We start from the raw sequence: 20,960 nt of genomic DNA, 5'->3' as shown, positions 1-20,960 counted from the left end.
TTCAAATTATATAATTTTCCACTAAAATTGCGAATTACTACAATATTTATGACCATCATTTACTTAAAACCAATATAATTGTCTAACTTTGCTTATATCATCTATATCAAAAAATTATGACAATAGAAAAACTGATAACATTAGCCTTTTCCATGTATTCCAACAAGTGTGCTTATGCTCTTTTGCTTGGTTCAGGAACATCACGCTCTGCACATATACCAACAGGATGAGAAGTTGAAACAAATTTAATAGAACAGCTAGCAGCTTCAAAAAAGGAGGCTATAAAGGATGATCCACACCGATGGTTTAAAGAAAAATATGAGAAAGAAGCCTCTTACTCGTTTCTGTTGGAAGAGTTAGTAAAAACACCCACCGAACGAGTACAGTTGATGAAGCAGTTTTTTGAACCCTCTGAAGAAGAAAAAGAATTGGGCTTGAAACAACCAACAAAAGCCCATAAAGCAATTGCCAAATTGGCAAAAGCTGGTTTAACCGCGTTATTTTGACGACTAATTTTGACAGATTGTTAGAACAGGCATTTGAAGCAGAAGGAATAATACCTCAAGTGGTTTCTCATGAAGCCGCCATTTCACAAGCTACACCACTTACTCATTGTCAAATTCCAACAATTATTAAAATCAATGGTGATTATATTGATTGCCAATTTAGGAACATGTCAGAAGAATTGGATGATTATCCCCCAATAATGAGACGATACCTTGAACGAATTTTTGAGGATTATGGACTTATAACTTGCGGATGGTCCGGAGAATGGGATAAAGGACTTATTAAAATTATATCTGAAGCAACAGCACCAAGATACAATTCGTTTTTTGCAACTGTTGGTACATCCAAAGAAATATTACAGGAATTAACACGACTAAGACACGGTGAACTATTACCTATAAATGGTGCTGATGAATTATTTTCAGAATTATTGGAGCAAGTTTCTGCTTTAAATGAGAACCATATCAGTAAGAATATGGGGCATGACATAATGATTGCAAAATGTAAGAAATATCTATCATCAGGTCAGTACGATATTGAGTATATGGATTTAGTGGAACGATTAGGCAATGACGCCTACAATATAATAAATGCCCATGCTCAATACAACTTTGCCTTAACACAAGAATCTTTTTCAAAATATTTGAAAATTCATAAAAGTGCAATTACTCCTTTGATGGAAATCGCAATATTGGCAATCAGATGGGGCAAATGGCATCACATTAAGCCTTTGGGCGAGTTATTGGTAAAATTGTGTACCAAACCGTTCAAAAACGGTGAGAGTTTCATTGAAGGAAATCAGTATACATTCAATAGCCCCAATGTTATTATTAAATGCCATCGGTATTGCCTGTATAAAATACAGTAAATTCAGAGAACTTGATAGTATTTTGAAACTATCCGTCCCTGCTCCTAATTTTATGACTGTTTCATATAGAGAGCCATTGTTAACCTTGTTGGGTAGCACCCATTGGGATTATGAAACATGGAATGAATTAATAGGACAACGTTATTATTATCCTATCAGTTTCTTTTTGCTCGATGAATTACGTCCTTTATTCGAGGATTATTTTGTTGTTAATTCGGAGTATGAAAATACCTTTTATATCTGGGAACGTATGAAGTCTTTAATATACGGCTTTAACAAATGTTATATCATAGAATTTTCAATTCCGATAGGGCAATTCTCTCGAAGTGAAGAGGAATACAAAGTCAGAGGAATGGGTAAAGAACCATATACCATATTTTGGGAAAGTGCAAATTCATTAAAGAATGAATGGTCTCCTATAAAGCAGGGAATGTTTGGCGGTCGCTATGAAAATTACAAAGCGATTAATGAACAAGCTATTGATTTTTATTCAAAACATCGGAGATATTAATATAGTGCATGGATAATTACCGCAATGGTTAGATTATTCCAGAAGATTCTGATTGAACCATCCCAAATTTTCGGATAATTCACTATCTGAATTAATCCATACATCCTAAATTCACCAAAACGAAACGGTTAACCATTCTACCATATCAACCAACTGGTTGATATGGTAGCTTTCTTTATCATACTCAATCTATCATATGATATGCAAAAACACATCTTTTTCTTTATTTTATGACAGGTTGTTACTTTTATTCATCATATAGAAAAGTCCAGTTTTTTGACGCATATTCCCTTTCAAACTCCGCCAAATCTTCTTTAATTCGTTCACGGAAGCTCTCTTCGCTATCATCGCCACTCATCATCCAATCTACACGAGTTGCATATATTTCTGCTATACGAATTTGCCGATAAGCCTCTTTCATAGCATTTATTGTCTCATCGGACAGTTCCAACACATCCGCTTCATCGGGATAGCGGTCATAATAACAATGGTGAATTGAGTATAATACTGGAATTTGTTCACCGTCAGGAGTGTCGGACATATTTCGCTTTTTCGATTGGAAAATTACCCCATCATCAAAGAATCGTCGGTCAGCATATTTTTGTTCTGCCTTGACTATAGTTTTATCTAACAAAAGAAAAGATTCCGCATCTTCATAACTGGCAAAACTCATGTAGTCCTTATAGCTATGGTATGAGCTAAGGCTATCTTTCTCGTAAATAGTCCAATAAACTTCACGAATTTTCTCAGGCTTAGGTCGTAAAGCTCTTGCAATGTCACGCTCAATAGAATTAGCTATCTCTCCGAAGGCAATCATATGCCGATTAAAATATCCACCACTCATAGTTATATAATTTAATCAATTCTAATTCATCAACTCAACAACATTTTCCGGCAACATCACATTCTCGGAATCATCTTTCGGAGCATTCTTAAGGAGCAACATCGGAACGATGGTATAATTCTTGGCAAACGGCAATAAATTAGCCTTGCGGAGAAGTTCAGTTGTTAACTGTTTACCATTCTCCTGATTTGTCCATTTGCACTCACCAACTAACAAATATTTTTTATCAAGCGATTCGGCCATTACATCAAACTCCACTTGTTCAGGCTTCTTATCCTCATTGAGAACAGAACCCCACCAGCGTTTTGCCTTGCCATAAACCACTCCATTGACCATATTTCCCGTTACAGCATCCCTGCATAGTTTTTCCCAATGCATACTCACATACTCCGAGAAATGGGCTGCCAATGCCTGTTCTAATGGCAAACGACGGCCAAGCTCGATGAACGAACGGTTAGGCACGACAAACTGATAGTAGAATGCCATAAAAGGGTCTGCGATCTTATATAGGCTCTTTTTCGCATTCTTTTCGTCAATTCCGAACGGAACATCTTTCTCCAAAAAACCGAGATCGATAAGTTTCTTCAATGGACGTGACAGATTAGTTGCAGGCTCATTACATCTGGCAGCAATCTCAGAAAGACGATTTGCACCAGAACCGATATAGGACATGATTGTAGAAGTCTTGACAATATCCTTCACATCATCCTGAAAAAGTTTTACCGGTTCTTCGTAAAGTGTTCCATTCACAGAAAGTATATTGCGCCACAGGGCATCATCAAGCGAGTTTCTGTTTTCTCGCAGTTCCCAGTAACGAGGCACACCGCCCCATACAGCATACTCTTCAACGGCACCCACAGCTTCAAGGTTCAAAGCCTCCTGAATATACGGCAAGTGTATCGGCGTAAGTCTCATAATCTCATCAGCACGGCCATAGAGTGGTGCCGTAGAATCAAGAAACAGTCCATACATCATATTTTGCGATGAACCACAAAGTACAAGATTATACTTCAACTGTTTTTCATCAACTAGTTTCTGCAACACTGACGGCAGTTCCAGGGATTGCTCCACAAGATATGGAAATTCATCCAGGCATAACGTGAAACGCTTGTCTGTGCGATAATTGACCGCACGAAACAGAGATTCCCAATCCGGATAAGTCAGCTTATCAAAATCAGGAAATATTTGTGCTACCACCTTTGCAAGCAAAGTTCTTTGATGTTGCCCTTCGGAACGGTCGGCAAGGAAATATACATCACTGTCCGACAACACCCTTTTGATAAGTGTTGACTTACCCAACCGTCTGCGACCGTACACTACGACCAACGAGGACTTCTCTTTTGAAAGAGCGTCCCTCAGTCGTGCTATTTCTTCTATTCTATCAACGAAGTTCATATCCAATATTAATTATGCATTGCAAACATAATGATTTTGTAGCATAATACAAAATTTCAAGCCAAGTGTTTTTCTATATGGTAAGTGATGGTTTAGAAACAGCCGCAACCAATCATAGCTATTTTAGAATAAAGTCGATGTATATCAATAATTTTTGTATTTTAACGCTTTCCAGTTGCTATTTGGAGATAACGGTTTTTATCCATATTTTTCCATCATATTTCTACTGTGACACAAATTCACGGTTAACCCGAATGTCACGGTGACGCATTAGTTGACTAGCCCAACTCGCCAATGAGTTCTACCTCCTTCAACCAGTCAAAATCAGCATATACATACAGTTTTTTCATCGCCTACTCCTTTTTTGAGGTGCGTTCTCTTATCTTCAAATTCAAATCCTGCAAGGCTTTTCCCAATTTGTCTTCTTTGATACCGCATTTTGGAATATAGTAGCAATTCTAGTTCCATCATATGCTGATGCAAAAGAATGGCTAAAGAATAATGGATCAGAGATAGAAATAGATTTTTATGAAATACTTGATTTAATAATGGCGTTTTCCAAATGACTATGATTATGTAGTCAACTTAAATCATCCGAATTAACTGTAAAAATGTAGAAATAAGTACTATGTCACGATTAAGCGATTTATATAGAGCAATGGAAGCCCTTCGTAAAGAGGGACTTCCTGTAAATGAAAACCTTGCTAAAAAGGCTAATGAGTTAGAAGAGGATATAATCAAAAAAGAGATTCTTCCAGTACTCAGTAAGACCATTGAGCCTACTTTGTTGCCAGTAAAGCGTGAATTGGTTTTAGTCGTGGCCTATTTCTCTCTTTTTGCTTTTTATAACGTTTTGTTTTCTATCTTTGTATCAATAATGTTTAATAATTTATGATAGATATAATTGATCATTTGGAGGGTATTGTGATTGCTGCAACCATATTGGCGGCTGTCATTATGTTTATTTTTAAATTTTTTGATATACGAAATAATAGAGAGAAGGAGAAAGAATATAAAGACGAATTTAACGCTACCGTATCTCAATTGTCTTCAAATAATTTATCTTCTCAATTATCGGCTGCTATTCTTTTACGGCGGTTTCTTAATGTTAAAACAAAAAATTCATCCTATTTCCATGAAGAAGTAATCAACGTGATATCTGCTTTATTAAGGACATTGCCATCTGGTATTTTGCAGAAAACGTTAGGGGATGGTTTAGCTTACGCTAAGGATCTGAGTAAAATCGATTTGCAAAAAACGAATATGCAAGATTTATACTTGGGTAATAAGGAATTCCGGATCGTTCTGAACAGGACCGATATGTATTTAGCCGATTTATCATTTTCATTATTAGAGAATATAGATGGTGAAGAAGCAGTCTTTTACAATGCTATTTTATCCGGTTGTCGGATAAAAGAATCGAATTTTACAAAAGCGAATTTTCGCGGAGCGGATTTGACGAATACTTTTTTTAAGAATGTGATTCTGTATCAGGCGGATTTCAATGAGGCTGTAAATATTCCTGATGAGATCAGGCAATTCCTTGTTGATGGAATATATTCTGATTCGAAACCATTCGTGATGAAGGCGGCAGACTCTTCCAAAAGTGTGTTTTTTAGTGTACCAAGTTCTTTAAGCAATGAAGATGCAATACTTATCAAAGAATACGAGAAACTTCTTAAGAGTAAGGGGGTAGAGGTTTTTCCTTATGAAAAAGGAGAATATTCCAAATTCGGTCAATTCAATAAAGTCCGTCAATCTGTTCAAAAGTCATCAGCAATGATTGTATTCGGATTAAAACAGATTAATGTAATGGAAGCATTATATCGACCTGGTCTGAAAGATTGTGAATTATGGAAAAACAAATGGTTACCGACTCCTTGGAATGATATAGAAATTGGAATGGGACTTATGAAAGGAATCCCTATTTTACTCGTAAAAGACGACGATATAAATACTGGTGCTTTTGACACTAATCTTAGCGAATGTTTTGTGGCAACCATTTCTTCCAAAATAGATTGCAGGGAAATAGATCAAAATAGTCAATTTATCTATTGGCTCAGTAAATTTTAATTTATCGAATGATAAAATACGCGAATTGGAATCCATGGCACGGTTGTACGAAGATCAGTCTCGGGTGTAAGTATTGTTACGTTTATCGCCAGGACGAAATGTACGGGACTGAAGTAGATAGTAGTAAGGTACATAAAAATACTGATTTCAATCTGCCGTTAAAGTGTAAACGGGATAAAAGCTATAAGATAACTCCGGGGACAGTTGTTTTTACCTGTTTTACTTCTGATTTTTTTCTTAAAGATGCTGACGAGTGGCGTGCGGAGGCATGGGCAATGATTCGGGAGCGTTCCGATTTGGTTTTCTTTTTCTTTACCAAGCGTATCGATCGATTTTCCGCGTGTATACCTGAGGATTGGGGGGATGGATATGACAATGTGATCGTGGGATGCACCGTTGAAAATCAGGCCATGGCAGATTATCGTCTACCGATATTTAAGGCTCTTTCCATAAAACATAAGGCGATTATTGTTGCGCCTTTGTTGGAACGAATAGAACTGTCGTCGTATCTTGATAATACTGTCGAGGAGGTTTCTGTTAGCGGAGAATCGGGAGTTCAGGCTCGTGTATGCGATTATGACTGGATATTGGATTTACGCGAGCAATGTATAAATAAAGATGTGCCTTTTCGGTTTCATCAAACCGGGGCAAAATTGCTTAAAGATGGAAAACTCTATCGTATAAAACGTGGATACCAGATTGCCCAAGCCTATAAGGCAAATATAAATTATAGAATCGGTAAGGATTATAAGCCGATATTATAAAGCTTTGTTGCAATTATTCTTTCCAGTATAGTTTGTGGAGAGAATAGCTTCTATGTATTATTGGTTTCGTCAATTCTAAGTTGACTATTTTATACTTCTGGTTTCATAATTGTTTTTCAGGTTTTGATATTGCAGGGGGTATGTTGGGTCGATTCTTTGGTTTTGATACTGAAATTAATTATTCGCGTTCAATCTCGATTGCAAGACCTATAATTAACATATGGATGTTGTACATTTGTGGCGTTTACTAAATTACAAAAGGACGATAACAGATTGAATGAGTGATATCTTTCATATATATACCGATATTTCATTTCTTCCCGTAAATGAACACGAAGCATACTTGAAGGAGGGATTCGGCGGGATTTGTACTGCGGGCACAGCGATAATAGAGGTTTTTTCGGTGCGTCGCCAAATATCCAAAAATGATATTGTGACGATTTTACCGTTGCAATTGGCATCGATCCACCAGGTCAGCGACGACTTTTCCATGACCTTTTTTAAAGTCGATAAAGTCATGTTTTTAGATATAATGAGTGGTTTGGGTAAAATAACTCCTGACTTTTTCTTTTATATGCGGAAAAATTTTGTGTACGCTTTAAATGATGGGGAGACCCAACGATTCCTCGGTTTTTGCCATGTACTTGCTTTCAGAGGTCGCAATGACGATCCTGTTTTTTGCCGGGAGACGATTTTGCATTTGCTGAGAATCTACTATTGGGATTTTTATGTATACTTTCAAAGGAGGACGAGCGATAGCAAGAATCCTCCTCTGAATTCCAATAAGGAGAATATTGCCTTTAAGTTTGGCATGTTGGTTTCCGAACATTGTAGTTTACACCGGGAGATTGCCTTTTATGCTGATAAGTTGTGTATATCTCCTGTGTACCTGACTAAGGTCGTTCAGGAGATGAACGGTCAGTCTCCTTATAAGGTGATAGCAGATTATGTGATTGTTGAAATAAAGATGTTACTCAGAAATCCGAACTTTGGAATAAAAGATGTAGTCGGAAAGACCGGATTTTCCAACCAATCTTCGTTAAGTCGTTTTTTTCGTCAGCATACGGGTATGTCCCCGTCGGAATACCGACGTACTGTCCATGTCATACGCTAAACGAGAAATAGGCGACATGATATAGTTAAAAAGATTATAACATGAAACAAAACGAAATGATCCCTGTCGAAAAAGAGGAAAAGTCTTTAGAAATAGAGTTCTCCGAATTACTGACGGAACAAATCCTGTTCCCGGAGAGCGTTTATGTCCATTTGCCGATGGGGGTTGAAATTTATGATGTAAAGGGTGTTTTGCGTGGTATCAACTATCGGGCACAACATATGTACGGAATCGATGACTTACGCGCGGTGATAGGCAAGGTCAATCTTTTCGACAGTCCCTATGTCGATGAACAACTTAAGATGAGGATTCGGTCGGGAGAGGATATCGTGCTGGAGTTCGAGTATGATTTCGACCGGGTGAACAGGGAATATTTCTCGACCCGTAATAAAAATACGATTATTTACGAAGTTAAGGTGGTCGCCATCCGGAATAAAAAAGGAACTATTCTCGGGCATATGTTGCTTACCAATGATGTAACGGCAACGAAGGAGGCTGAGTTCCGTACCGAGGAGAGTAAAAAGAATTTGGAGATGGCCATGGATGCCGCCCATATGTCTTCTTGGGTATACGATGTACAGAGGGAAGTTTTTAGTCCCTTGCATGGAGATACGATAGTTGAGGATGCCATGTCGTTGGAAGAGTTACAAAAGATATTGCACCCTCAAGACCGTATGCCGTTGGAGCAGCTTTTCAGACAATTGATAAACCGGGAGATTTTATATGGACAGATAACTTTGCGTTTCTATCATAAACGGAAGCGGCAATATCGCCATTACGAGAGCCGGATGCGGCTTTCCTCCGAGCTCCGGGGTAAATTACTTATCGTGGGTACTCAACTCGATGCGACGGAAAGAATACAAATGGCTAAACGGACGGAAGGCTTGATTGCAAAACGGGAATTGGCTATGCGGGTTAGTAATATCGTTCATTGGGATTTCGATGTGCGGATTCAGAAATTCGAATCTTATAACGATCCTGTTAACGATTATGCTTCCGACAAGCTATTGACGATTGCGGAGTATTTGAACGTAATTCATCCCGAAGACCAGTCATTGGCCTACGATGCCATACAATCCATGTCGTTGGGTAAGGAGCTCAATATCAATTTTACATGTCGTATGCAAACGAAACATGATGATTCGTGGCAGTATTGTAACATTATAGGGGTACCTTTCGAGTATGGTGAGAGTGGTGAGGTTATCCGGTTTACCGGATTCCGGCAAAATATTTCGAAACTTCACCATTTGAACGAAGAGTTGAAGGAACGGAATTATAAAATGGAATTGACGTTTAAAACGGTGGGTATGTCTTACTGGGATTTCGATGTGGAGAGTAAACAATACCGTGCGTTTAATGATCCGGTCAACGATTTTCACCCGGATAAGGTAATTTGGCCGGAAGACTATGTGAATGCGTCCCATCCGGATGATATGGAGCGTGTGAAAAAGAATATTGAAAGTATGCTTCAACGAATCGATAAAGAATTCAGTTTCCAATACCGTTCCAAAACCAAATGGGATCAGGAGTGGCAGACTCTTATTATTACCGGTATCCCTGTTGAAAAGAATAAAAAAGGGCGTATAACCCGTTATACCGGTATTGCTTTCAATAATACGAAATGGGAAAAAATGACTCGGGAATTAGTGGAGATGAAAGAAAAAGCAGAGCTTTCCGATCGGCTTAAATCCGCCTTTTTAGCCAATATGAGTCATGAAATACGTACACCTTTGAATGCTATCGTCGGATTTTCCGAATTGATGGTGAGTTGTGATGACCCAGCCGAAAAAGAGGAATATATGAGTATAATCGACTCCAACAATGAATTGTTATTGCGGTTGATTAACGATATCTTGGATCTTTCGAAAATCGAGTCCGGTATCCTCGAGCGTAAAAGAGAGAGGTTCGATTTGGCGAAGGTGTGTAATGAATTATATCTGATGATCCAGTCGAAGATTACTAATCCGAATGTCGAATTCCGGATGGATAAGGGACCGGAATGTCAGGTTTTTTTAGATCGAAACCGTTTGAAACAGGTCTGGATGAATTATTTGACCAATGCGGTCAAATGTACCAGATCAGGGTACATAAAGATGGGATATTCTGTCGAAAGGGGAGGTGTTCGTATATATGTTGAAGATACGGGTGCGGGTATTTCAAAGGAATTGCAGGACCGGGTATTTTGTCGTTTTCAAAAACTGAATGAGTTTGCCCAGGGGACGGGGTTAGGATTGGCCATATCCCGTGCTATTGTCGAGGCTGCGGGTGGAGAAGTGGGATTTACTTCCGAGTATGGGGTCGGATCGACATTTTGGGCTTGGTTGCCATGCGAGATCGAGATACGGGAAAATACCGATTGGACAGATCGACAGCTTACAGGACAACGATCCATTCTTAATACGGGCGATGAAAAAGAGTTGAAAATCTTAGTTGCTGAAGACAATGACGGTAACTATTTGTTGGTGGAACGTATCCTTAAAGATTATACTCTTACCCGGGTGTTGAATGGTGTAGATGCCGTAAAGAAAATCATCGATGAGAAGTTTGATCTTGTTTTTATGGATTTAAAGATGCCGATCATGGGAGGTTTGGAAGCAACACGCAAAATACGCGAATTCAATACCGAAATTCCGATTGTGGCTCTTACGGCTAACGCTTTTGATTCCGATCGTGTTAGTGCTATTGAAGCGGGATGTAGTGCCTTTCTTGCAAAACCCGTGAAAAGGAATCAGTTGCTTGAACTATTTTCTAAAAAATGGTAAGTGGTGATATACAAGTTAATGGAGAAAAAGCTGGAAATAATTAACAATTTCTAATTGTTTTTACTGAGCTTATTCATTTATTTCTAAGTAGGGTTATTCATGACCCTACTTTTTTATATGGCATCCTTTGAATATTTATAATATATATTTATTTTTGAATTTTCAATCCGAAATTATTTTTTTGGAAAAGAAAACAAAAGGGTCAGCTCAAAGGTTATTTGTGTGTTAAATGTGAATTCACGTTATAATTATTTGGATGATTAACAATTATTCGGACGATAAGGAACTGCAACGTTCTTTGAAAAGGGGTACGATTTCTGCTTTTGTGTATATCTACACCACGTATTTCGATGCGTTATTAAATTATGCTGATCGTTTGTTAAATAATATGGAGACGGCCCGGGATGTTGTTCAGCAGGTCTTTTATAAGGTCTGGGAAGGACGGGCTGTATTGTCAATTACTCTTTCCGTTAAGGCCTACCTTTTTAAATCGGTTTATTACGGTAGCCTGAATACGTTGGCTCACGAAAAAAATGTCAGAAAGTACGAGCAAGAACAATTGTCGGATTTCTATTTTTCTACTATTATACAATCGCCTGAGGCTGAGATAGAATTGTGGCAGTCCGATATCGGCCGGGCTTTACAGGATGCGATAGACTCTTTACCGGAGAGATGCCGGGAAGTATTTTTATTGAGTAAAGTGGAAGGGTTGAAGAACAGGGAAATTGCCGAGCGGTTGACTATTTCCGAGAAAACCGTGGAACGTCATATGTCTATAGCGTTGAGTAAGTTAAGAGATGAGCTGGATGGGGTCCTGCAGATGATTTTGTTTTTTTCTTTTTTCCCTTGGGGGTAAAATCATTTTTAACTGTCTTTGGGATATGAAGACAAAAAAGATGGAATTCCCAAACTTCAATATAGATCAATTGCTGGCTCGTGTATTATCGAATCGAGCGGATCGGGAGGAAATCATTTATTTTTTCCAATGGATAAACGAGGGTGAAAACCGGGAATATTTCGAAAAATTTAAAAAAGTATGGCATTTGACTTCGGGGATACATGCCGACCGGAGATTATTAGAGACCGGATTAGAGGATTATCGTCTTTTCATGGAAAAATCTTTGCGGCGTGATCGACGGCTAAAGCGGGTGTTATGGCAGGTGGCATCGGTGATCGTGATCGGCTTGATAGGTATCGTTGCGTTTGTTTGGTTGCATAGAGATACGATGCCGAAGGAGATGGTGAAGGTCGGACGGGATAAAGCGGTTGTCCTGACCTTATCCGACGGGAGGGAGATCGACATGACCCAGGATTCTTTGTTAGTGGTAAAAGAAGTAGGGACATCTGCCCAGCTTTATAAAATAAATCAAAGAAGAATCGTGTATGAGATGCAGGACTCTTCGGTATTTGCTGATTCTGCCGAATTGATCTATCATGAGATTAGCGTGCGTGCGGGAGAGCGTTTTTTTGTACAGTTGTCGGACGGGACGAAAGTGTGGCTCAATTCGGAGAGCTCGTTGCGTTATCCGGTTTGTTTCAGCAACGGGAACCGGGAGGTTGAGGTTCGGGGCAATCTCTATTTTGAGGTGGTAAAAGATTCGATGCGTCCCTTTGTTGTCGTGGCGCAAGAGATGAAAACCGAAGTGTTGGGAACCTCTTTTGAAGTCAATACATACGGGGATAAGGATGAGGTGAGTACAACTCTCGTGGAGGGGTGTGTGAGGGTATATGCGGGTAATTGTATTGAAACGATTTATCCCGACCAGGAATTCCTTTTTCATACGAATAGTGGCAAGTTCGAGATTCGGAAGGTGGATGCCGCTAATAGGGTACAATGGAAGGATGGTATTTTAGTGATCGATAACGAATCGTTTGATAATCTTGTCCGAAAATTGGAACGTTGGTATGGTATAGATATTCAAAATAATACCGGAATTGTTTTTACCCAATCGTTTAGCGGAGAATTTGACCGGGAGAATGTCCAACATGCTATTGAGACTATTTGTGTAAATCTAAATATTTCTTATTCTATGGAAGAAGGTAGAATTTTATTGAGAAGGTAACAAAAGGAGTATCCGTCGTGCGCCAACACTTTTTAGATACTCCTAATGTTAAGCGTGTTTTTAATATAAACTTAACTTTACAAAATTATGAAAAAAAAGCGGTATTCTCTGTCCGCGTCAGTAAAAAATGTCTTTTGGATATTTTTGTTGACCTTTCTATGGACAAATTTATTGTGCTTTTCGGCCAAAAGTAATCCGATCGAACCACAGCGGGTGACCTTGAATTTGAAAGATGTTTCTCTTTCCATGTTGTTTCAGGAAATAAAGAAACAGACCTCTTACAAATTTTTTTATAACGATGAGCAAGAAAAAGCATTAGGAAAAATTTCGGTCTCGGTAACGAATGAAACCTTAGACAAGGTATTGGATAAGGTATTTGAAGGGACGAAATATACCTATAAAATTTCGGGTGAACAGGTGGTTGTTGTCTCTCGAGAGAGTGTACAAGCGACTGCAGAGAAGCAAATTAGAATTCGGGGAAAAGTAACGGATGAAAAGAAAAATCCTATTCCCGGTGTAACGGTTGTGGTAAAAGGGACAACTTTGGGAGTATCCACGACTGCCGATGGAAATTACGTGTTGACTTTGCCTGAGATGAAGGATTTTTCATTGGTTTTTTCTTTTATCGGAATGGAAACTCAGGAGATTAAGTACGCGGGGAAAGATACGATCAATGTCGTGATGAAGGAGGAGGATGTGAAGTTGGAGGATGTTATTGTAACGGGTTACGCGAACGTGAAGAAATCCAGTTTTACCGGTTCTGTCACTCAAGTAAAGAGAGAGGAACTGATGAAGGTGGGAACCAGTAACGTGATGGATTTGCTTCAGGTATTTGATCCTTCTCTGAGAATAGTAAAAAACAACGAGATGGGATCCGATCCGAACACGTTGCCGGAATTTTACGTACGGGGGCGCTCCGGGATCTCTCAAGTGAAGGAGTTGGATCAATTGCAAGCCGGGGATGTTTCCGAGTTTGCGTTGTCTACGAATCCGAACTTGCCTATCTTTATTTTGGATGGATTTGAGGTGAGCGTGGAAAAAGTGTATGACCTCGATTTGAACAGGATTAAGGATATCAATATTTTGAAGGATGCAGCTGCTACCGCAATTTACGGTTCTCGTGCGGCTAACGGAGTAATTGTAATCGAGACGGTTCCTCCCGCTCCCGGGGAACTGCGTATCTCTTACAACGGAAATTTGGATATCACTGCTCCGGATTTGAGCAGTTACGATCTGATGAATGCGGAGGAAAAATTGGCTGCAGAGTGGGCTGCCGGATTGTTTCAACCGAGGTTACAGAATTTGGGTTCTGTGAGTGAAGAGTCCGAATTGAACTCTTTAATGGGATATTATATAGAGAAAAGAAATCGGATTTTACGGGGTATCGATAACTATTGGTTATCTCAGCCGTTGACCACGGAGGTGAATCATAAACACAGCGTGTATGTAGAGGGCGGTACCGAGAGTATCCGTTTCGGTGTCGAATTGCGTTACGATAAACAAAACGGAGTTATGAAGGAATCCTATCGGGATCGTGTCGGAGCCGGGTTGACGTTGGACTATCGTTACAAAGGTTTGCAAATAAAGAATCAAATCAATTATGACGTGGTGAAGGCAAAAGATTCTCCTTACGGTAGCTTCAGGGATTATACCAGTAAACAACCCTATGATTTGTGGGCCGATGAAGAGACCGGAGAGATGCTTCAGAATACGACTCAGTGGGGAAATTACGGCGGTAGTTCCAAGAATCCCTTGTATGAGGCTATGTTGGGTAATTTTAGCAAAAACGGTTATAAAGAGTGGACCAATAATCTTTCTTTAAACTGGTATATCAATGATTATTTGTTAATTAAGGGACAGTTGGCGCTTACCCTCAAAGAAGCTAATACCTCTTCCTTCACGGATCCCCTTTCCGGGACTTATAGCAGGGGAGATCTTTTCACGAAAGGGGATTTGTATCTGTCGGAGACCAATACCAATACGTTAAACTTGAATTTATTCGGTGCCTATAACAGATCTTTCGGAAAACACAATATAAATTTCAGTATGGGAATCAATCTTCGTACGACTCATGACGAGTATGCGAGATCTCATTACAGAGGTTTTCCGGATGCTGAGCGGCACGAACCTGCTTATGCTTATGAGATCGTTACGAAACCGTCTTTTTCGGATAACGAGACACGATTGTTAGGTGGTTTCGCCACGTTCAATTACAGTTACGATAATATTTACCTTTTGGACGGATCTTATCGTTTCGACGGATCCTCCGAATTCGGGGCGGATCGTAAATGGGCTCCTTTCTGGTCAGCCGGAGCCGGAGTAAACATGCACAATTACGATTTCATGAAGCGGCTTGACTTTGTCTCCTTGTTGAAATTGAAAGGAAACGTGGGAGAGACCGGTAAGGCTAATTTCCAGCCCTATATGGCGAAAAATGTTTGGGACGTCATGTTGGATGACTGGTATCCGACCGGAATCGGTGCGGCTCCGATGGCAATGGGTAATAAAGATCTGACATGGGAAAGAACGCTTTCATGGAGTATCGGTGCAGAGATCGGCTTATGGAATGACCGGATTCAATTCGATATCGATTATTATAACAAAACAACCAAAGACGGTATTACCGAGGTTTCGCTTCCTTCTTCTTCCGGGTTTAAGACTTATATGGATAACATGGGAGAAATTCAAAACAAGGGAGTCGATGTTATATTGAATTTACGTGCTTATTCTTCGAAAAACTTGGATGTGAATCTTTTTGCAAATTTATCACATAATGAAAATAGGATTACCAAAATTTCAGATTACCTGAAACAGTATAACGAACGGGTGAACGATTATTACGAGGGGTATAATCATGATAACTATACGGGTTCATGGGTATTGCAGTTAAGTAATAGCAATAAGGAGTATGCCAAGCCTCTTTTGAAATATGAAGAAGGAGCCTCTTTAACAGCTATCTACGGAATGAAATCTTTGGGTATTAACCCGGCAAACGGTAAAGAAATTTATCAAAAGCGAGACGGTACCATCACTTACGACTGGAGTCCCCAAGAACAGCAGGTCATTGGAGACGAAGAGCCTACTGCTCAAGGAGCATTCGGGGTGAATGTCCGTTATCAGCGATTCACTTTGTATACTACATTTTTGTATGAATGGGGTGGAGATAAATACAACCAGACCTTAGTCAATAATGTTGAAAACGTGAATTTGAATGATTATAATGCGGACCGGCGCGTATGGACGGATAGATGGCAAGAGGTGGGCGACGTGACCCCGTTGAAAGCTATTCAGGATCGGTATTACGTGACGCGTGCCACTTCCCGGTTCGTGCAAAAAAACAATTATGTGACTTTCAACTCTTTATCTTTAGCTTATGACTTTAACCCGACTTTGATTAACAGGATTGGTTTCAGTATGTTAAGATTACAATTTAACATGAAAGATATAAAGACGTTCTCTACGATAAAGCAGGAGATGGGATTGTCCTATCCTTTTGCTCGCACCTTTACCTTCACGTTGAATGCCAGTTTTTAATGCTAACAAAGAGAGATTATGAAAAGAATATGGATTTTTATACTATTACTCGGGGTGTTGAGCTCCTGTAATGATTTCTTGGATGTAACATCCGATACGGAACTTGTCGAAGAGGATTTGTACTCGGATATTACAGGAGTGAGAATGGCGGTAAACGGTGTTTACAAGTCATTGTCTTCTACCGATTTGTACGGTAAGAATTTAACATGGGGATTTGCCAGTGCTATCGGGCACAATTATCAAACCAGTAGTACTACTTATCTGCCGACCTCTTTATATTATGCGGCTCAATTTGATTGGGAAAATGCAGAAACTGTAACGGAGCAAATCTGGAGTAAGGCTTATAATACCATTGCGGCATGCAATGACATCATTCAACACGTGGAAGGGAAAGATACCACCTTCTTCGAGTTGGGAAGTATCGAAAAAGATATGATATTAGGAGAAATGTATGGTGTCCGCGCCATGTTGCATTTCGATATCTATCGTCTTTTTGCACCGGCACCTGTTACGAATTATGCCGGAACCACGATTCCTTACGTGACTACTTATCCCGATCATCAACCGGTGCACAAGACGGCCGAAGAGGTGGAGACTTTGATCATCGAGGATATGGAACGAGCCAAGGCCCTTTTAACTAAGGTGGATACTGTTTTTTGCGTGTCGTGGTGTAAATCGACATCCGCCCGATTACGTCACTCCAATTCCTGGTCGAGTGCACCGCCTAACGACTTTTTCAGCTATCGCGGTCATCGGATGAATTATTGGGGAGCTACGGCATTGTTGGCACGTATGTACTTGTACCTGGGAGACCAGGATAATGCTTATAAAAATGCGTGGATTTGTTATCGTTTCCATCAACGGAACTGGTTTAAATGGACCTCCGCTTCTTATTTAGGGTTGATAACGGATAAAGATTATGTTTACCCGAAAAAACCGGACGAGATCTTTATGGCTTTCTCCAACAATAATAATTATGATAATTGGGAGAGTACGATCGAAACGAGTAATTATGCTTTTCGTATGAAAAATATGACAGAATTGTTCAAAGGAGATGAGGATGATTATCGGTTAGTCGGATATTACAATCGGTATGGTTATCAAAGGTATCTGACCTGGATCAGACCTGCCGGGACTTCTTATACGGCTACTTCTACCGCTGAGAATCAAGGTCCCTATCTTCCGATTATCAGTTTCCCGGAGATGTATCATATCCTGATCGAGTGTATGATCAATAAAAATCAGATTACCGAAGCTGTCGGATTGCTGAATACGATCAGACAAAAAAGAGGGGCTAAAACGACTATTCCAGAAACGATAGCTGCCGACCAACTGAAAGAGAGGTTAGTGACGGATATTATCCGGGAAACCTTGACCATGGGGCAGACCTTCTATATGTTTAAACGGTTGAACCGGGATATCTTCAACGGAGAAGAGAATATAAAGATGAGTTCGGAGAAATGGACGATCCCATTACCGCAAAGTGAAACAGATTATCAATTCTAATGCAGAAATTATGAAAAAAATATACACGTTATTACTTGTAGTCGTTTGTTTTGGGATGACTCTCTCTTGTAACAGGGATGATATCATGTTATACGATTCCGGCGATTATATTCAGTTTGTCAAGCGCCTTACTGATTCTTCGACATGTTCTTTTTTAGCTTACCCGAACGATAATCAATTGCGTTTTCCCGTGGTTGTCGAGGTTATAGGTAAGCCCTCCACACAGGATCGGAATTATAAGATTACAGTGGCCGACGAATACACGAACGCTACGACGGCTAATTATGATTTGCCTGCCAGTTTTGTAATGAAGGCCGGAAAGGTGATCGATACCTGTTGGGTTACGTTTAAGAAAACAAACGAACTTAAAACCAAGGCTTTGCGATTGGCTTTGAAGTTGGAAGCAACGCCTCATTTCAGGTTAGGGCAAACGGATTGTTTGGGAAATATCCTTTATGTCACTAATATGGTTTCCAAACCGGATTGGTGGAATTCGACCGTGACTAATAGTTATCTCGGGGACTATTCGGATAAAAAGTACACCTTATTTATTCAGGAGACCGGTGTTGCAGATTTGAATCCGGATAATGCAGATGAATTACGTTATTACACGATTATATTTAAAAACTATCTGTTAAGGGAGAAGGATAATAATCGTACAGTTCGGGAAGATGATGGAACGGAAATGACCGTTAACCTGATAGGTGGATAATTTTAAAGATTTGAATTATGAAAATAAGAATAATAATTATAGCATTATGGGCGTCTTTATTAGCCGCTTGTTATGAAGATAAGGGAAATTATGATCTTGTGGATTACAACAAGATTACAATTGCCACGGTCGCTGCAGAAACAAAAACAACGGTTGTTTTAGGCGAGTCCGTGAAGATAACTCCTAAAATAACCTGGAAATATCCGGAAAGGGATACGACTGAAAATGCATTTGATTATACTTGGATTCATACTTGGGGTGGCGATACCATAGCTAAGACCCGGGTGTTGGAGTATACGCCGGAGGAGTGCGGTAACTTTACTTGTTATTTGTATGTTACGGAAAAAGCGACCGGGGTGATTACCCGTTATCAAACTTCGGTGACGGTACAATCTCCCTATTTGAAAGGTTGGTTTATCTTAAGTGAGAATAACGGTAAAACCAATTTGAATTTTGTTCGCCGCGATTCCAGAAAAGATAACGACAATAAAACCATTTATTATTGGACGGATTTTATCGATCTTTACTCTCAATTGCATCCGAATGATCCTTTGGCTTCAGAGGTTCCTGTAAGATCTGATGCTTATATTGTCGGTAATGAAGAGGATGAAGTCGTTATAATCTATAAAGGCGGAAGGGCCTCCGTGTTGAACGGTTTGGATTTCTCGAAAGTATTGGAAATTAAGGATGAATTCCCCGGAGGGGTTTATCCTGTCGGATTCGAGACCAAACAATTTATCCGGGGCGGATATTGCGATTTCGTGTTAGGCACCGACGGAAAACTTTACTGGAGGAAGAATACGAATTCTACGGTAATGAAACATGAGCAGATGTTTATGAATGTGGCTGTTTATTTCCCCGGCGGAGGGGCAGATATATCCGAATTCTTCAATATAAATGTATACGCGGCAAATTTTATTTTAGGATACGACCAGCTTCACAAGAGATTTGTAGCCTGTTACACGAGTTTTAATTCCGGTAACTCTTATTTGGGAGGAAAAATAGATATTATTAATCCGGTTGATCCGACCACTTTCGTCGATATCCTGAATTTGGATGGGTATAAATTACTCTATTGCGGGGATTTTACGGACGGAAAGAATTATGTGAATATATTGAAACAGGAGAGTACGGGTAAATATTTGATGCAAACGTATAAGTTATCCGGAGGGTATAATAGCCTGAGTGTAACGAACGCTTCTCAAGAAGAATTTACCGGTAGCGATAAAATTTCCGATAATACCGTATTTTGGAAATTGCGTAAAGCTTCTTACCTCTATTTCGGGGAGGGCAATCGCTTGTATTTCTACGATATGAGTACGAAAGCGGTGAAATTGTATGCTTCTCTTCCGGATGGCGGTAATATTACCCATTTGATGGAGAGTCCGTCATCCGGTGGAGACTATCTGTTGGGTGTTGCCACGGATAAGGGGTATTTTTATTTGATCAATGCCGTTGATGCCGAAATTTTGGGGTCTCCGGATCCGGGGGCTGTCGGTATTCAACATCAGGTATCTGGATTGGGGAATATTAAGAGTGTCTCCTGGAAATGGGGAGGATACTATAATTTGGTATTCGACAGGTATTAATGAGTATTTGTTTTGGATGTGGATTTAAAATCCACATCCAAAATTTTAAAATGCGGGACGTTTTTATACGTCGTGTGTGTATTGTGTAAAATCAATAATTATGAGGATGATCGATAAGTGTTCTCTCCTGTTAATAGCATTATTGCTGGTCTTCGGAGAGAACGGCAGATCGGTTAATGGATGAGTAGCGTTATCAAGCACATGGTAAGGATAAGGCGGTAGACGAACAAGTACCGATGCTACCACGTCGCCTTACGAGTATATGTCGTATAAGATGCATAAGTTGTTGAATAATAAATAATTGGTTTTGTGTTGGTTTTTTGTGAAAAGTTTATCGTTTTTCTCGAGACGAATAACACGTGAGTTATATATTAAAGTAAATCTATTGTATGGAAGAATCGATTGTAAAAGTAGAAAATTTGTCTCATCGTTACACGATCCAGTGGGCGATCCGGGATATCAATTTCGAGATCACCAAGAACGGTATTTATGGCCTGTTGGGTTCCAACGGCGCGGGCAAGTCGACCACGATGAATATCATGTGCGGTGTCTTGCGTCCGACGGAAGGAAACGTTTATATCAAGGGAGTGAGTATCCGGGAGAACCCTGTAGAGGCGAAACGCCATATCGGCTTTTTGCCCCAGACGCCGCCCTTGCACCCGGATTTGACGGTGACGGAGTACCTGGAGTATTGCGCGGGCTTGCGTCACGTCCCGGA

Annotated in this window: 17 protein-coding genes; 15 read left to right on the top strand and 2 right to left on the bottom strand. The window is 39.8% G+C overall.

The window, feature by feature from the left end; all coding sequences use genetic code 11:
• Positions 1-347 precede the first annotated feature (347 nt).
• Genes DMB45_RS14880 through DMB45_RS14870 form a run of 3 tightly spaced genes read left to right on the top strand, consistent with a single transcriptional unit; the run spans position 348 to position 1,886 of the window.
• Positions 348-506, top strand: coding sequence for a hypothetical protein (locus DMB45_RS14880; RefSeq protein WP_237143287.1), 159 nt, complete (start codon positions 348-350; stop codon positions 504-506).
• Between the two features lie 17 nt (positions 507-523).
• A complete protein-coding gene (locus DMB45_RS14875) occupies positions 524-1,375 on the top strand; it encodes a hypothetical protein (protein WP_237143286.1) in 852 nt (283 codons plus the stop codon).
• Positions 1,329-1,886 (top strand): hypothetical protein, encoded by a 558-nt coding sequence (locus DMB45_RS14870; RefSeq protein WP_237143285.1) that lies wholly within the window; start codon positions 1,329-1,331, stop codon positions 1,884-1,886. The genes DMB45_RS14875 and DMB45_RS14870 overlap by 47 nt, the downstream gene beginning before the upstream one ends.
• Before the next feature lie 247 nt (positions 1,887-2,133).
• On the opposite strand, the gene DMB45_RS07165 is transcribed toward DMB45_RS14870, so the two are convergent.
• Entirely contained in the window at positions 2,134-2,730 is a 597-nt protein-coding gene (locus DMB45_RS07165) for a hypothetical protein (RefSeq protein ID WP_110688607.1), read from the bottom strand.
• A gap of 21 nt (positions 2,731-2,751) precedes the next feature.
• The gene (locus DMB45_RS07160) at positions 2,752-4,125 is read right to left on the bottom strand and encodes an ATP-binding protein (protein WP_110688606.1); all 1,374 of its coding nucleotides are present in this window, start codon (positions 4,123-4,125) and stop codon (positions 2,752-2,754) included.
• A 628-nt stretch (positions 4,126-4,753) separates the two neighbouring features.
• On the opposite strand from DMB45_RS07160, the gene DMB45_RS07150 reads away from it, so the two are divergent.
• The 12 genes from DMB45_RS07150 to DMB45_RS07095 form a co-directional block, all read left to right on the top strand.
• On the top strand, positions 4,754-5,020 hold the full coding sequence (locus tag DMB45_RS07150; protein ID WP_237143284.1) for a hypothetical protein: 267 nt from the start codon (positions 4,754-4,756) through the stop codon (positions 5,018-5,020).
• A gap of 62 nt (positions 5,021-5,082) precedes the next feature.
• A complete protein-coding gene (locus DMB45_RS07145; RefSeq protein ID WP_160289121.1) occupies positions 5,083-6,198 on the top strand; it encodes a pentapeptide repeat-containing protein in 1,116 nt (371 codons plus the stop codon).
• Positions 6,199-6,206: 8 nt separating this feature from the next.
• On the top strand, positions 6,207-6,962 hold the full coding sequence (locus DMB45_RS07140) for a DUF5131 family protein (protein WP_110688605.1): 756 nt from the start codon (positions 6,207-6,209) through the stop codon (positions 6,960-6,962).
• A gap of 277 nt (positions 6,963-7,239) precedes the next feature.
• The gene (locus DMB45_RS07135; RefSeq protein ID WP_110688604.1) at positions 7,240-8,076 is read left to right on the top strand and encodes a helix-turn-helix domain-containing protein; all 837 of its coding nucleotides are present in this window, start codon (positions 7,240-7,242) and stop codon (positions 8,074-8,076) included.
• 41 nt (positions 8,077-8,117) lie between these two features.
• Positions 8,118-10,838, top strand: a complete 2,721-nt coding sequence (locus tag DMB45_RS07130; protein ID WP_041501982.1) for a hybrid sensor histidine kinase/response regulator — start codon at positions 8,118-8,120, stop codon at positions 10,836-10,838.
• A gap of 256 nt (positions 10,839-11,094) precedes the next feature.
• Positions 11,095-11,694 (top strand): RNA polymerase sigma-70 factor, encoded by a 600-nt coding sequence (locus DMB45_RS07125; RefSeq protein ID WP_052634304.1) that lies wholly within the window; start codon positions 11,095-11,097, stop codon positions 11,692-11,694.
• Positions 11,695-11,719: 25 nt separating this feature from the next.
• Positions 11,720-12,901 carry a FecR family protein gene (locus tag DMB45_RS07120; protein WP_041501981.1) on the top strand — a complete coding sequence of 394 codons (1,182 nt, stop codon included), beginning with the start codon at positions 11,720-11,722 and terminating at the stop codon, positions 12,899-12,901.
• 87 nt (positions 12,902-12,988) lie between these two features.
• A complete protein-coding gene (locus tag DMB45_RS07115) occupies positions 12,989-16,435 on the top strand; it encodes a SusC/RagA family TonB-linked outer membrane protein (RefSeq protein WP_052634302.1) in 3,447 nt (1,148 codons plus the stop codon).
• An 18-nt stretch (positions 16,436-16,453) separates the two neighbouring features.
• Positions 16,454-17,941, top strand: coding sequence for a RagB/SusD family nutrient uptake outer membrane protein (locus tag DMB45_RS07110; RefSeq protein ID WP_110688603.1), 1,488 nt, complete (start codon positions 16,454-16,456; stop codon positions 17,939-17,941).
• Positions 17,942-17,951: 10 nt separating this feature from the next.
• Positions 17,952-18,653 (top strand): DUF4843 domain-containing protein, encoded by a 702-nt coding sequence (locus tag DMB45_RS07105; RefSeq protein ID WP_041501979.1) that lies wholly within the window; start codon positions 17,952-17,954, stop codon positions 18,651-18,653.
• 17 nt (positions 18,654-18,670) lie between these two features.
• Positions 18,671-20,242 carry a PKD-like family lipoprotein gene (locus DMB45_RS07100; RefSeq protein WP_041505440.1) on the top strand — a complete coding sequence of 524 codons (1,572 nt, stop codon included), beginning with the start codon at positions 18,671-18,673 and terminating at the stop codon, positions 20,240-20,242.
• 389 nt (positions 20,243-20,631) lie between these two features.
• Positions 20,632-20,960: ATP-binding cassette domain-containing protein (locus DMB45_RS07095; RefSeq protein WP_146216426.1), on the top strand; the 329-nt coding region annotated here is incomplete at its 3' end.

This window comes from Sanguibacteroides justesenii (genome assembly GCF_003204205.1).
Taxonomy (GTDB): domain Bacteria; phylum Bacteroidota; class Bacteroidia; order Bacteroidales; family Marinifilaceae; genus Gabonibacter; species Gabonibacter massiliensis.
Note: the sequence above shows the minus strand (reverse complement) of the source record. Positions and strands in the feature narration are given on the sequence as shown.